This is a genomic window from Alteromonas sp. 07-89-2 (assembly GCF_013113925.1).
Taxonomy (GTDB): Bacteria; Pseudomonadota; Gammaproteobacteria; order Enterobacterales; family Alteromonadaceae; genus Alteromonas; species Alteromonas macleodii.
Genome location: NZ_VTYM01000019.1, coordinates 33,412 through 46,766, shown reverse-complemented (window position 1 = coordinate 46,766; position 13,355 = coordinate 33,412). Strand labels below are relative to the sequence as shown.

Annotated in this window: 13 protein-coding genes; 4 read left to right on the top strand and 9 right to left on the bottom strand. The window is 44.3% G+C overall.

All coding sequences use genetic code 11. The features are described from left to right. The first annotated feature begins 39 nt into the window (after nucleotides 1-39). Complete coding sequence (locus tag F0261_RS13420) at nucleotides 40-2,457, top strand: S9 family peptidase (RefSeq protein WP_171338214.1); 2,418 nt, start codon at nucleotides 40-42, stop codon at nucleotides 2,455-2,457. Nucleotides 2,458-2,531: 74 nt separating this feature from the next. Here the strand turns inward: F0261_RS13420 and F0261_RS13415 are convergent, their stop codons facing one another. From F0261_RS13415 to F0261_RS13385, 7 genes are all read right to left on the bottom strand, one after another. Continuing rightward, nucleotides 2,532-3,791 carry a dicarboxylate/amino acid:cation symporter gene (locus tag F0261_RS13415; protein WP_014978910.1) on the bottom strand — a complete coding sequence of 420 codons (1,260 nt, stop codon included), beginning with the start codon at nucleotides 3,789-3,791 and terminating at the stop codon, nucleotides 2,532-2,534. A 163-nt stretch (nucleotides 3,792-3,954) separates the two neighbouring features. Then, nucleotides 3,955-4,164: a DUF2897 family protein gene (locus tag F0261_RS13410; RefSeq protein ID WP_171338213.1), complete on the bottom strand. Its 210-nt coding sequence runs from the start codon at nucleotides 4,162-4,164 to the stop codon at nucleotides 3,955-3,957. Nucleotides 4,165-4,178: 14 nt separating this feature from the next. Then, nucleotides 4,179-4,865: a M15 family metallopeptidase gene (locus F0261_RS13405; RefSeq protein WP_014978912.1), complete on the bottom strand. Its 687-nt coding sequence runs from the start codon at nucleotides 4,863-4,865 to the stop codon at nucleotides 4,179-4,181. A 9-nt stretch (nucleotides 4,866-4,874) separates the two neighbouring features. Next, nucleotides 4,875-6,011 (bottom strand): succinyl-diaminopimelate desuccinylase, encoded by a 1,137-nt coding sequence (gene dapE, locus F0261_RS13400; protein ID WP_014978913.1) that lies wholly within the window; start codon nucleotides 6,009-6,011, stop codon nucleotides 4,875-4,877. Next, complete coding sequence (locus F0261_RS13395) at nucleotides 6,005-6,352, bottom strand: ArsC family reductase (protein ID WP_014949045.1); 348 nt, start codon at nucleotides 6,350-6,352, stop codon at nucleotides 6,005-6,007. The genes dapE and F0261_RS13395 overlap by 7 nt, the downstream gene beginning before the upstream one ends. Nucleotides 6,353-6,608: 256 nt before the next feature. Continuing rightward, nucleotides 6,609-7,109: a PTS glucose transporter subunit IIA gene (locus F0261_RS13390; protein WP_171338212.1), complete on the bottom strand. Its 501-nt coding sequence runs from the start codon at nucleotides 7,107-7,109 to the stop codon at nucleotides 6,609-6,611. Nucleotides 7,110-7,113: 4 nt separating this feature from the next. After that, nucleotides 7,114-7,503, bottom strand: a complete 390-nt coding sequence (locus F0261_RS13385) for an ACT domain-containing protein (RefSeq protein ID WP_014949047.1) — start codon at nucleotides 7,501-7,503, stop codon at nucleotides 7,114-7,116. A gap of 634 nt (nucleotides 7,504-8,137) precedes the next feature. On the opposite strand from F0261_RS13385, the gene F0261_RS13380 reads away from it, so the two are divergent. Then, on the top strand, nucleotides 8,138-8,503 hold the full coding sequence (locus tag F0261_RS13380; RefSeq protein ID WP_171338211.1) for a VOC family protein: 366 nt from the start codon (nucleotides 8,138-8,140) through the stop codon (nucleotides 8,501-8,503). A gap of 37 nt (nucleotides 8,504-8,540) precedes the next feature. On the opposite strand, the gene hppD is transcribed toward F0261_RS13380, so the two are convergent. Both hppD and hmgA read right to left on the bottom strand, forming a co-directional pair. Beyond that, a complete protein-coding gene (gene hppD, locus F0261_RS13375; RefSeq protein WP_014949049.1) occupies nucleotides 8,541-9,614 on the bottom strand; it encodes a 4-hydroxyphenylpyruvate dioxygenase in 1,074 nt (357 codons plus the stop codon). Between the two features lie 292 nt (nucleotides 9,615-9,906). Then, the gene (gene hmgA / locus F0261_RS13370; protein ID WP_171338210.1) at nucleotides 9,907-11,202 is read right to left on the bottom strand and encodes a homogentisate 1,2-dioxygenase; all 1,296 of its coding nucleotides are present in this window, start codon (nucleotides 11,200-11,202) and stop codon (nucleotides 9,907-9,909) included. A gap of 397 nt (nucleotides 11,203-11,599) precedes the next feature. Between hmgA and F0261_RS13365 the strand changes: the two genes are divergently transcribed. Further along, a complete protein-coding gene (locus F0261_RS13365; RefSeq protein WP_014976177.1) occupies nucleotides 11,600-12,028 on the top strand; it encodes a MarR family winged helix-turn-helix transcriptional regulator in 429 nt (142 codons plus the stop codon). 208 nt (nucleotides 12,029-12,236) lie between these two features. Then, nucleotides 12,237-13,313, top strand: coding sequence for a patatin-like phospholipase family protein (locus tag F0261_RS13360; protein ID WP_171338209.1), 1,077 nt, complete (start codon nucleotides 12,237-12,239; stop codon nucleotides 13,311-13,313). The last annotated feature ends 42 nt before the right edge of the window (nucleotides 13,314-13,355 follow it).

Here is a 13,355-nt window from a genome sequence, read left to right as displayed (position 1 = left end):
TTCCTATTTATCCTCAAAAGTTCAAACTAAGGAAATGTAATGCTAAGAAAATGGATGTTTGTCCTACTCGCCGCATGCTCCTGTCAGCTATTTGCGCAGGACGCACTGAAATATCAAAAGCCGTCTAAAGAAATTCTCGATTTGGTTGACGTTACGCTAGCTCCAGCGACACTGGTAGACGATGCACAACAGAATATAGTGCTGTTGTTTCGCGACAACTATAAGTCGATAGAAGACTTATCGAAAGAAGAGCTTCGTTTAGCAGGGCTAAGAATTGACCCTACTACTAACATTGGAAGCCGCGTAACGTATTACAACAATCTTCAGGTTCAGCGGGTAGGTAGTAATGATAGCCTTACTATTAAAGGTATGCCAGAAGCGCCTCGGTTAACCAATTTTACTTGGTCCCCTAACCAGCGCTACATGGCATTTACTCATACAGCGAAGAAGGGCGTTGAACTTTGGGTGCTTGATATTGAAGCAGCAACCGCCAGAAAGGTCTTTGACAAACCTATCAATGCAAATATGAGCGATACGTTGAACTGGAATGCGGATAGTCGTTCTCTTTTGGCTAAAGTCGTACCGAAAGACAGAAAAGCGTTAATCGATACCAGTGTTGCCGTGCCAAGCGGCCCAACGATTTCAGTAAGTGACGGCAAAAAAGCACAAAACCGCACCTACCAAGACTTACTCAAAAACAAAAACGACGAGTTTAATTTTGAGCAACTAGCGCGGTCTGAAATTTATAAGGTTCCACTAAAAGGCAAGGCTTCACCTTGGCTTGCATCAGGTATGTATGGCGATGTTAGCGTTTCTCCCGCCGGCGACTATGTGATGGTCGAGGAATATAAAGCGCCATTTTCTTATTTAGTGACCTATCAGCGCTTTGGGCACAGCATTAACTTATACGATAAAAAAGGCAAGCTAGTAAAAACGCTCGTAGACGTTCCGCTTATTGAAGACCTACCACAAGGTTTTATGGCTGTTCGAACGGGGCCTCGCGATGTTCAATGGCGCAACGACAAACCCAACACGATTGTGTATGCCGAAGCGCTTGATGGGGGCGACCCAGAAGTCGAGGTGACGCACCGCGATAAACTTATGCAGCTGGAAGCACCGTTTAACGGTGAAGCAGAGCAAATTCTTAAAACAGAAGACAGGTTCTACCGCTTCATTTGGAATAACGATAGCGTTGCCATCGCCATGGATTATTGGTGGAATACGCGCAATATTAAAACGTACTTGTTTAGCCCAGACCAAAGTCAGTCTGCGCAAATTATTTCAAATCGAAGCTATCAAGATAAATACAGCGACCCTGGCAACTTTGTTACCCGTAAAAATGGATATTTTAAAGATGTGCTAGCAGTAGAAGGAAATAATGCGTTTTTGTTAGGGGATGGGTTTACACCTGAAGGACAGTTTCCATTCTTGGATAAGTTAGATTTAGAAACCCTTGAAACATCGCGTGTATATAAAAGCGCGTACACAGACAAATTTGAGGACTTGCGTGATTTCAATATTAAAAACGATCGCTTGTTGGTAAGAATTGAGTCTAAGCGTGACTACCCTAATTACTATTTCCGCAATTTAAAAAACAATACGTTGACGCAATTAACACACTTTGAAAACCCGTTTGAAAGCATTCAAAACGTAAAAAAAGAAGTGATTACGTACAAGCGTAAAGATGGATTGGACTTAACGGGCACTTTGTATTTGCCAACAGACTATGAGCAAGGCAAGCGCTACCCTATGATCTTATGGGCTTATCCAGAAGAATTTAAGGACAAGTCAAGCGCGGGTCAAAACACGCAAAACCCCAATCGATTCATTTACCCGTGGTACGGTTCACCTATTTATTGGGTTACCAAGGGCTACGTTGTATTGGACGATGCTTCATTCCCTATCGTAGGAGAGGGTGATGAAGAGCCAAATGATACCTTTAGGCCTCAGCTCGTTGCTAATGCAAAAGCGGCGATAGATGCACTTGACCAAAAAGGAATTATTGACCCAGCGCGTGTTGCAGTGGGCGGGCATAGTTATGGTGCGTTTATGGTGGCAAACCTGTTGTCGCACTCTGACTTATTTGCCGCAGGAATTGCACGTTCTGGTGCTTACAACCGCACACTCACACCATTTGGTTTTCAGTCGGAGGAGCGCCATTACTGGGATGCACCAGAGGTGTATTACACCATGTCGCCATTTATGCATGCTGAAAAAATGAAAACCCCGCTTTTACTTATTCATGGTGAGGCTGATAATAATTCCGGTACATACCCGATGCAAAGTGAGCGTTATTTTAACGCGCTCAAAGGCTTAGGTGCGGTGACACGTTTAGTTATGTTGCCTAAGGAGAGTCATGGATATCGTGCCAAGGAAAGTGTTTTACACACGCTTTGGGAACAAGATCAGTGGCTTGAAAAGTATGTGAAAAACAAAGGCGCTACACAACCACAGTAGCGTGTTGTTCGCGTTGCTAACAAGACTAAAAAGGTGGCAAAGGCCACCTTTTTCGTTTGCTGTAAAGCGCAGCTTTAATTGGCCGTATTTTCTATTACCTGCTCTTCAACAGCATCAGCATCAATGGCAATCGTATCTACGATCACTGCGCATGCTGCATCACCCGTAATATTTAGCGCAGTGCGGATCATGTCGAAAATTCTGTCCAAGGCAAATAGCAGGGGTAAACCTTCAATGGGAATGCCGGCAGCAAGCAACACTGCAACGACCAAGAATGATGGCCCAGGAACGCCCGCTTGACCAACCGCGCCAAGGGTAGACGTTAGGATAATGGCAACATATGCACCCATTGATAAATCTATATTGAAAAGCTGCGCAAAAAACACCGCTACCAAGCCATAATAAATGGCATTTCCGCTCATGTTGATGGTGGCGCCTAACGGCAGTACGAAAGATGCCGTTGCGTTTCTTACACCTAGCTCATTCTCTACTGTATTCATAGTAACCGGCAGTGTCGCCATGGATGACGCGGTTGAAAGAGCTACCGCCTGAGGCTTTTTCATAGCCACGAGAAATGATTTAGCCGACGTTTTTGTAAATAGCTGTACCAAAAGCGGGTAAACCACAAAACCAAATACTAAAATCGCCGCAGTAAACACCAAGAAGAGTTTGAATACCACCATGAGCGCGGCAAAACCAAATGTTCCTACTGCCTCAGCCATTAAACCAAATACGCCGATAGGCGCGATTTTCATCACACAGTTGATCATCCACACCATGGCATCAACGATAGTGTTCACGCCATTTAAAATAGGCTCGCGGTTCTTTTTAGGCTGTTTAGAAAGGGCGAGGCCAAAGAACAAACAAAACACCAAAATTTGAAGAATGTTCGCGTTGGTTAACGACGCAAATACGTTGGTGGGGATCATACCCGTAACGGTAGCCCAAAACGAAGGTAGCTCACCTTTAGAAGCGTATTCACCAGAGAACATACCTTCTACCGCAGAAACGTCGATACCTATTCCTGGCTTAAACACTTCACCCATAATGAGGGCCAGTGTTACGGCAAGTGCTGACGTTAAAGCAAAATAAGCAAGGGTAGTTAGTCCCACTTTTCCTGCATTAGTGCTGTTGCCAAGCCCCGCAGCGCCAGAGATAAGGGCCACTGCCACCAGTGGAATGACCAGCATTTTAATTAAATTGATAAAAATGGCGCCCAGTGGTGCGAACATTTCGGCGCTTTCACCCATAAAGGCGCCAACAGCGGTGCCAATAATCATGGCAATGACAACTTGTACGCCGATATTGCCCAGTAAGGATTGTTTTTTAGACACGTCTAGAACCTCTTAGAGTGTGTTTAAATGTGAAAAGTGATTTGTGAATGAATAATTGAGAGCCCTAATACTGAAGTGCCAACAATGGGTAAAAGATTCTAATTATAAAAGCTCTACTCAGGGCTTCGATTAAAATGCCGCGACAGACTCTATCAGAATAGGGTTATTTCATTGGGGTGTTGCTGTTTTTATCTTGGTCTTTAGGGGATGTACTCGCGCTTTCACTGCCCTTGTTTGAATCGTCGTCACTTTCATCATAAGGATTAGAAGGTGTCGGAAATTTAAATCTAGCACTGTATTTAAGCAGCGTGATATTCCCAATCACAACGCCCAATACTAAAACAATAATGATGATGACCCAGGTAGTACTCATAAAAATTCCGTAGGCTACAGCCCTTTGTTCAATACGTAGCGATTATACAAGCTAGGTAGCTGTGGCAAAATACATGTTTTACCTTCTATATCGCTTTGTTCTATGGCTTTTGTAAAGCCATCTAAATGCCTGGCATTTTCGAAAACACACGCTGTGTTTCGAAAGCTTAAATGCCATGGCTCTACTGCGACGCCACCCGTATTAACCGAAAAAGGACGATAAAAGCCAAACTGTTCCATATTGTCAGCTAGCCAACATGAAAGAGCATGGCACGGTCCGTCAGGCAGATATTCGCTTTCGACAAGATTAAACTTACCCCCCCAGTTATGCACGGCAGCTCTGTCGTACACGTCGATGTCAGTGCCCCAGTGGTGGCGACTGCCGCCAGGAAGTGCTGACCATGTCAAAATAGCATGAAGCTTTTCATTATCGCTTAGTGCCTCGAATGGCAGTTCCTCACCGTTGGTATCAAGAAGCTGTGCTTGACCTGCCCATTTGCGGTTAAAAATGGCAGTTTGTCTGTCAAAATCACGAAAGCTACTGACCAACTGTAAGTCTATACCGTCTTTTTGCGCAGCATCTTGCATGGCAAGAAACGGCGATATCACGTCGCGATGCAGTCTATGGCCGTTGCCAGCATCAACGAGATAGTCGTTGTGCTGGCCCAACCACGCTTTTTCTGGCACTTGATTCATAACCATCAATTGCGGCTATTTAGCCAGCAAGCGTTCTAAGATACCGAAGTACATATCAGCAAGCTGTTCAAGGTCAGACATTTTCACGCACTCGTCAATTTTGTGAATAGTGGCATTCACCGGGCCTAGCTCTATCACTTGTGCACCTGTTGGCGCGATAAAGCGACCATCTGATGTACCGCCAGCAGTAGACAGCACGGTAGGTGTTCCTTTAACTGCCGCTATTGCACCTTGAGTGGCTTCTAACAGGGCACCCGTATCGGTCAAAAAGGGTTGACCGTTAAACGTCCATTTAATCTCGTACTCCAGTTCATGGGCTTCCAAAATTGCCGTGACTCTCTCAATGAGAATTTGGTCGGTTACTTCCGTTGAAAAACGGAAGTTGAAGCAAACGTGCATCTCGCCCGGGATAACATTGCCCGCACCTGTACCCGCGTGAATGTTTGATATCTGGAAGCTGGTGGGAGGGAAAAAGTCGTTACCGTTATCCCAATGAGATTTAGCTAGCTCGTCAAGGGCCGCCATTGCACTATGAACAGGGTTTTTAGCTAAATGAGGGTAGGCGACATGGCCTTGGATACCTTTTACTATTAAATCACCCGTTAATGAACCTCTACGGCCATTCTTAACAATATCGCCTACTTCATCGGTTGAAGAGGGTTCGCCAACAATACACCAATCAATTTTTTCGTTGCGGGCTTCAAGGGTATCAATAACGCGGGTGGTACCGTTTATAAAAGGGCCTTCTTCGTCGCTAGTAATAAGGTACGCAATACTTCCCTTGTGATCAGGGTATTTGTTCACAAACTCGCGGGTGGCAACTAGCATAGCGGCAAGACTGCCTTTCATGTCAGCTGCGCCGCGCCCATGCAGATAACCGTCAACTTCTGTCGCGGTAAATGGCGGTGTTTTCCATGCTGACTCAGGGCCACTAGGCACTACATCAGTGTGGCCTGCGAAACAAAATACCGGGCCTTCTTTACCTCTGCGAGACCAAAGGTTCGTCGTGTCTTCAAATACCATGGTTTCGTTATTAAACCCTAAAGCACCTAAAAACTCGCCCATGGCTTCTTGGCAACCTGCGTCTTCTGGCGTTACAGAACGGCGGTTAATTAATTCTTTCGCAATTTCAATAACAGAGTCGTTTAACAAAATATTTCCTCATACTGCGCGGGTTTGAAGCCAATATAAAACGCGTTGTCATGAACAAGGATAGGGCGTTTAACCATGGCAGGATGAAGCTCTAGCAGGGCCAGTGCTTTATCTTTATCTAGATTCGCTTTCTCTTGCTCTTCTAGCTGGCGAAAGGTCGTGCCGCGTTTGTTGAGCATTGCTTCCCAGCCAAGCTCAGACTCGGCGCGTACAAGAAAGTCGTTATCTATCCCGTCCTTGCGGTAATCGTGAAATGTGAAAGCGATATCGTTGTCTGCTAACCATTTTTTTGCTTTTTTAATGGTGTCACAGTTTGGGATCCCATAAAGGATTGTGCTCATGGTGATTTATTCCGTACTACTTTGTTGTTTGCAATGAAAGACGCTGGTTAGAACAGTGCCATTATGTGGCGCTGTTTCGAAGAGCTAGAGAAAATAGAAAACCGCAATAGCCCGAAAACAGTGCGCCTGTACATTTTTGTTTTTCAATGTGCTCCATCATACAAGCTGTTGATACGTTGATAAACTCACTTGCGATGATTTTTAATAGTAAATCATTCAGGACTGAAAGCCGGTTTTACAATTAGGTCAACAGGCCTTAGAGGTAAAGTGTCAACAACGTATCTTCGCCCGCTTCGACAAACTTTTGATGCGTAGGCACTACGCCTATAAGCGCATTTGCATTAAGCAACGTCATTGAACAGGTATTGCTAACACCGCGCTGCTTTAGCCATGCAGCATTCACGGTAAAAAGTACTTGTTTAAGTCTTATTTCATCGCCCCGCTTCAAAGAACAGGCGAATTGTGCGCCATGCAAATGACTAGTATCGCCACCATATTTAATCTTGCATTTAAGGCCCGCGCTAGACTGTATGTCGATTGCGTAATCTAGCGGGGAAACAGTTAATACTTTTCCAGCGAAAGGCGATACGACAGTATTTGACGTTGAGCTTATTGCTGCACCAGGCCCCAAAAGGCCACTTTTATAATAGGGATCGTCAATGTGTGAGAGTGAAACCACTTGCCCTGAAAATGGGCTTAAAGTTACAAACTGCTTGGTAAAACTGTCTGGTGCGTATTGTAGTTGCTTAGCATTCACGGTATTAAACGTCCTCACTTACCGAATAGCCAGCTTTCTTAAGCGCACTAATGGCATCTTTTAGTTTATTGTCTTTTACTAAAAAGAAGTCAGTGTCGAAGGTTGATACCACAAATATGGCCACTTTTGCTGATGCTAACACTTGGCCAATTTGGGCCATGATCCCTACCATGGACAAGTGCAAAGGTCCTAACAGTTCAAGTGCACGCCAACCTTCATCACTATCTAGTGACGGTACGTCTACCGAGTCAGGCACAACAATAGATAGTTCATCTTCTGTTTTACCTAAGAAAAAAAGAGGGCTATTAAGTACAGATGCGGGGATATTGGTTTCAGGATCCAAGCTGTGAATGGTAAACAAAGATTCTCTGACTAAAAGTGTTTGTTTGGGCATGAGAAACCGAAAAAAAGATAACTTCGAAGATATTCACATTAAACCACTAACTGTGATTAAGTGCTACGTGTTATCCACTTAATCTGTGGATAAGTTTGTTGAGTAGTTTGGGGCTTTGTTGTAAGTGCATGTATTTAAAAGAATAAATAAACTGTACAAACAATGTTCAGTGGATAACATTCTCAATTTCACAAGCATTTTCCACAGGCCATGTCTACAACTAAAATAAAAAATGTTTTGTAATTTTGCAATTTCTTAGCTTGACAACCATGGCTTTTTTCAGAAATTTGCGTATTACTAAAACGCGAGATTCAAATGATCGAACTCTTTTTGCCATGTTGATCTTTGATGTACAGCAAAGGTCAATAGACTCTAGCCTTTTTACCTTTAAAACATCGGTACATTAAAATGATCTATTAGTTAACAAATATTCAGTAAGGTACTACTGTTAGTAGTTAATTTAGTCTTGGGTTTTGGTTATTGAAGCAATGGGGCATTGCGCTTATCAGTTATGTAGCTTACTGGGTATTTGATCTCTAATCAGAACAAAAGCGCTGACTAGAAAAAATGCCTCAACCATAAATAGAGCCCTAACAAAACAACAGCCCTAAACAAAAGAACAGAGGGAGAGACAATGTCAGATTCTTCATGGTGCGATATTACGGTAGAAAACGCAGACGAACTTGTCAGCTTTTATGAAGCGGTGACTGGATGGAAGAAAGAACCCATAGATATGGGTGGCTACAATGATTATGTCATGATGAAGGCCGACGGCACACCTGTGGGCGGCATTTGTCATAAGCGGGGTGTAAACGCGCAGTACCCAAGCGGATGGATTAATTACTTTACCGTAGAAAATCTAGATGCCGCGTTGAAAGAAGTTACTTCCAAAGGTGGAAAACAGGCGGGTGATATACGTCATCACGGCAAAGACAGCTTTTGTGTCATTATTGACCCAAGCGGCGCTGCGTGCGCGCTTTATGAAAAAGGCAGCAAGTGATGAGACTTGCTGCCCTAGTATTGTGTTAGCTATCGAATTACTTGTTTAGCACGCCGCGATTTACCTGATCGCGTTCAATTGACTCAAATAGTGCCTTGAAGTTACCCTCGCCGAAACCTTCATCTTGTTTGCGTTGGATAAATTCAAAGAATACTGGGCCGAAAACGGTTTCAGAAAATATCTGAAGTAGTAGGCGAGGCTCACCATTTTCCGTCGTGCCGTCTAATAGAATACCGCGCTTTTGTAGCTCATCTACGTTTTCGCCGTGCCCAGGAAGACGCTCTTCAAGCATATCGTAGTAAGTGTTTGGTGGAGGCGTCATAAACTTCATACCTTTCGCTTTAAGCTTATCTAAACACGCCACTAGGTCGTCACAAGCGAAAGCGATATGCTGAATACCTTCACCATTGTACTTCATTAAGAACTCTTCAATTTGGCCACCACCGCCAACCGCCTCTTCATTTAGCGGTATGCGAATTTTACCGTCTGGTGCCGTCATTGCTTTCGATAATAGACCCGTGTATTCACCTTTAATATCGAAATAGCGAATTTCTTTAAAGTTGAATAGCTTTTCGTAGAACCCTGCCCAGAAATTCATGCGGCCGCGGTACACATTATGGGTGAGGTGATCGAGCGTATGGAAGCCACATCCTTCAGGATGGCGATCAACGCCTTCAATCCAATTGAAGTCGATGTCGTAAATGGTATTTTCGCCTTCATAACGGTCTATAAGGTAAAGCATCGCACCGCCAATACCTTTAATAGCAGGAAGTTTCAGTTCCATTGGACCGGTATGGGTGTCCATAGGCTGAGCACCGCGGGCAAGCACTTCTTTATATGCGTGCTGTGAATCTTTAACGCGGAATGCCATACCACACGCTGATGGACCGTGTTCTTCGGCATAATAGGCTGCATGACATTTCTTTTCGTAGTTACTTAATAAATTGATGTCGCCTTGACGCCATAATTCCACGTCTTTTGATTTGTGGCGAGCAACAAGGGTAAAGCCCATAGCTTCAAAAATGGGTTCCAACATGCCCTTTTTCGGCGCAGTGAACTCTAAAAATTCAAACCCGTCTAAACCAATAGGGTTTTCAAACAAATCAGCCATAGCGATACATCCTCAACGTAAATCACATTTTATAATTGTTACCTGATTGTAAGGGCGCAGTGAAAAAGCAAGCAATAGGTGTCGAGTTCAAGGATTTTGGGCATGGAAAGCAAAGCTGTAACGTTTTGTTTTCACCCGTGAATGAGAAGCTGAGTTAGGGAAAGCTAACTTCCCCTAACTTGTTGAAAATAAATACTATTAAGCAAAGGTGATGCTTGTCGGTAGTGTTCAAAAATCAGTACAATTGCTCGTTTAGGTATCGGTACGTGTAACGTTACAAATCCCAGGGCGCTTATTTTTCACCATCGTAGTACTTTTTAAGGCCTTTCCAGCACGCCAAATAATCTCGTTGACGAATATCACTGTTTAAAGCGAACTCCGTTGGCGCAATGGCATAGCGAGATTCAAACATAAACGCCAGCGTGTTTTCATAACGCTGCGGTGAAAGCTCGGCGTTCGAGGCTTTTTCAAATACTTCAGCTTCTGGGCCATGGGGAGTCATACAGTTGTGAAGGCTCATGCCGCCGGGCACAAAACCGTGTTCTTTGGCGTCGTACATCCCCTCAATTAGCCCCATAAACTCGCTCATAATGTTTCTGTGGTAATACGGTGGGCGAAATGTATTTTCAGCAACCATCCACCTTGGAGGGAAAATAACGAAGTCAACGTTCGCCGTACCTTCCAGCTCAGATGGTGAGGTAAGCACGGTAAATATCGATGGATCCGGGTGGTCAAAACTTACGGTGTTCATAACGTTGAAACGGGACAAATCATATTTATAAGGGGCAGAGTTACCTACCCAAGCCACCACATCAAAGGGAGAGTGATCGAGTTTTGCTTCGAACAAGTTTCCACAGAACTTGTTTACCAAAGTGTGAGGCGTCTCATTATCTTCAAACCAAGCCGTGGGATAGCAAAAATCACGCTGGTTCGCATAACCATTCGCGCCTACTGGGCCGCGCTCTGGCAGCACAAAAGGATGACCGTAGTTTTCGCATATATATCCGCGAATTGGCCCATTATTAGGGTTAACCGAAAATCGAACGCCACGAGGAATAACGGCTATTTCACCTACAGACAGGTTGAGCTTTCCAAACTCGGTGGTGATCAGCATGTCACCTAGCTGGGGGACAATAAGCATTTCTCCGTCTGATGAGTAGAAAACACGATTTTGCATGTTAGCACTGGCACTGTAGCAGTGAATGCCCATACCTACTTGGGCTTTAGCGTCACCGTTAGTGGCAATGGTTACAAGCGAGTCTACAAAATCAACGTCTTTTTCTGGTAAGGGTACAGGGTCCCACCTGAGTACATTCGGAGGGCAATGGACATCAGACTCAGGTGCTGTTCTTACCAGGCCGTTATCAATTTTTTCAAAGTCGCCCATAGCAATAGAAGGGCGTAAACGATATGTCCAGCTGCGGCGGTTTTCTGCTCGTGGGGCAGTAAATGCTGTACTGCTAAACTGTTCAGCGTAAAGCTTATAATTCACTTTTTGTGGGCTGAACTGGCCTTTAGGAAGGGCACCCGGCAGCGCCTCTGTCTCGTGCTCGTTATTAAAACCCGTTAAATACGATAAATTATCCATAAACCCTCCCACAGGCGGCCATCGATGTGGCTGTACAGATGAATGCTAAATAAAGTAGTTACAAATGAAACTATGTGATTTAGGCTAGAGGTAAATGAAATGTAAATCAATGGCGAAGGGCGAGTAGAGGGAATGGAGCCAACGTCATTTGGTACGCTAGCTTTACACCTTTCATGTGAGGGCCATTACAAGGTTACACGTATTGTGTGTTTTTAATGCACGATGTTAGCTGTGAAAGTTACCTGGGTTAATGTTGAGCGCGCCTGAACGCTCGACCGATGGTAGCGACACTGTGGGGTATAAGTAACGCCTAAGGTAAATGAAAAACAACCATGGCTCTTAAGGCGGTCACAGAAGTAAATAGAGCAAGAGTAATACAGTGATAAGGGCTTAAAACATGCAGTTAGAAGATATGCTTGCCTACAAGGTAGCCATGCTTGCGAGCGATTTAAGTGAATCGCTCTCAAAAGAATATGCAGAATATAAACTTACTAAACCAGAGTGGCGAATCTTAGCCACATTAGGCGGTCGAAATGAAAGCTCGCCAAAATCACTGCTAACGGCAAAAGAAATCGCTATTGCAACACGACTAGATAAAGTGCAGGTTTCGCGAGCGCTGGAGCGATTGGTTAAGCGAGATGCTATCGTTAAGCGTGTGAGCAAGCGAGATAAACGGGCCACATTAATTTCATTGTCAGTGGAAGGAGAACGAATCTATCGGGCGCTGTTGCCTAAAATTGTGGCTTGGCAAAATAAGCGTTTGGAAAATATCACTGAAGATGAGTATCGAATATTTGTAAAAGTGATAGATGCACTAACGCCTTAAGATTCGGGTGAAGTCGTTGAAAAGTCTGGTCTGAGCAGATGTGAGGGCATTGCTATAAAGGTTACTTTCGCGCCTTTAACTGTTAAATTCCCCCGAAACTAATTAAATGGGGAAGTTATTGGGTTTATTAGTCATGGCTTGCTACCCCCTAAATATTTATCAAGCGCTTTATACAGATCTTCTATTTAGCGCACAGCGAGGACATTGAGTGGCACCCTTAGAAATATACGCAGGTAAAAAAGCACGTGAATCCATAATGAAAAACGGGTTTACGCCTGAGTTATTTAGCTATTTTCTGGGGGCATCTGGCGGCCCGAAATGGTTTTCTCTGGCTGGTCTAGATCGCGTACTGTTCCCTGAGTGGTTTGCCAACGTTAAGCATCAAATTCACGTGATTGGCTCTTCAGCAGGTGCGTTTCGTACCATTTGCGCTGTTCAAAATGATCCCCTAGCAGCCATAAATCGTCTAGCCTCTTCTTATTCAACAACGACCTATAGCAGTGATAAGCCAACGCCTAGAGAAATTACGGCTAAAGCTGAAGACCTGCTGAAAGAAATGGTGGATGAAGCAGGTAAGCAAGAAGTGCTGTCTAACTCCCGCTTTAAAGCGCACCTGATCGTTGCTAAATGTTTAGGTGCTACTCGTTTTGAAAGTAAGTTTAGGCAACTTTCGGGCTTGGCAATGAGTGCAGCGGCCAATACAGTGAACCGACGACACCTTTCTCGTTTATATAAGCGCTACGTGTTTTCAACGCCGGGTACGGAGTTTGCGATAAACGACCCGTATCAATTGCCTACTCAGTACCATGCATTAACGCATGGAAATATTCATACCGCGCTGCTAGCGTCTGGTTCTATTCCTGTGGTTATTGAGGGCGTACAGCATATTGAAGGGGCGCCAGCCGGAATGTATAGAGATGGCGGTATTATTGACTACCATTTCGATTTGTCCTTCGGACCAGATGATGGCTTAGTGTTATACCCTCATTTTTATGACAAGCCCATTCCAGGGTGGTTTGACAAGGGCTTGAAGGGCAGAGTGCCTCATCGTTCAAGCTACGATAACGTTGTAATGCTTGTGCCTTCGGCATCGTTTGTTGCTAATTTGCCTTATAGCAAAATCCCCGATAGGAAAGATTTTGAAGTACTCGATGCAAAAACGCGCATCCAGTATTGGCAAACAGTATTGAAAGAAACCGACAGGTTGGGTGAATATTTTATGCGTGCTGTTAACGACGGATCCTTAGTAGACGCTATCAAGCCGCTTCCATTTAAAATGATATAAGTTAATCGCAATTGTTGAAGAAAGTGGCTAATTGCTGTCAAA

Coding starts and splice junctions, on each gene's coding strand:
- F0261_RS13420 (WP_171338214.1), top strand. CDS start 40: ATGCTAAGAAAATGGATGTTTGTCCTACTCGCCGCATGCTCCTGTCAG.
- F0261_RS13410 (WP_171338213.1), bottom strand. CDS start 4,164: ATGAGTACTACCTGGGTCATCATCATTATTGTTTTAGTATTGGGCGTT.
- F0261_RS13405 (WP_014978912.1), bottom strand. CDS start 4,865: ATGGTTATGAATCAAGTGCCAGAAAAAGCGTGGTTGGGCCAGCACAAC.
- F0261_RS13395 (WP_014949045.1), bottom strand. CDS start 6,352: ATGAGCACAATCCTTTATGGGATCCCAAACTGTGACACCATTAAAAAA.
- F0261_RS13385 (WP_014949047.1), bottom strand. CDS start 7,503: ATGCCCAAACAAACACTTTTAGTCAGAGAATCTTTGTTTACCATTCAC.
- F0261_RS13380 (WP_171338211.1), top strand. CDS start 8,138: ATGTCAGATTCTTCATGGTGCGATATTACGGTAGAAAACGCAGACGAA.
- hppD (WP_014949049.1), bottom strand. CDS start 9,614: ATGGCTGATTTGTTTGAAAACCCTATTGGTTTAGACGGGTTTGAATTT.
- hmgA (WP_171338210.1), bottom strand. CDS start 11,202: ATGGATAATTTATCGTATTTAACGGGTTTTAATAACGAGCACGAGACA.
- F0261_RS13365 (WP_014976177.1), top strand. CDS start 11,600: ATGCAGTTAGAAGATATGCTTGCCTACAAGGTAGCCATGCTTGCGAGC.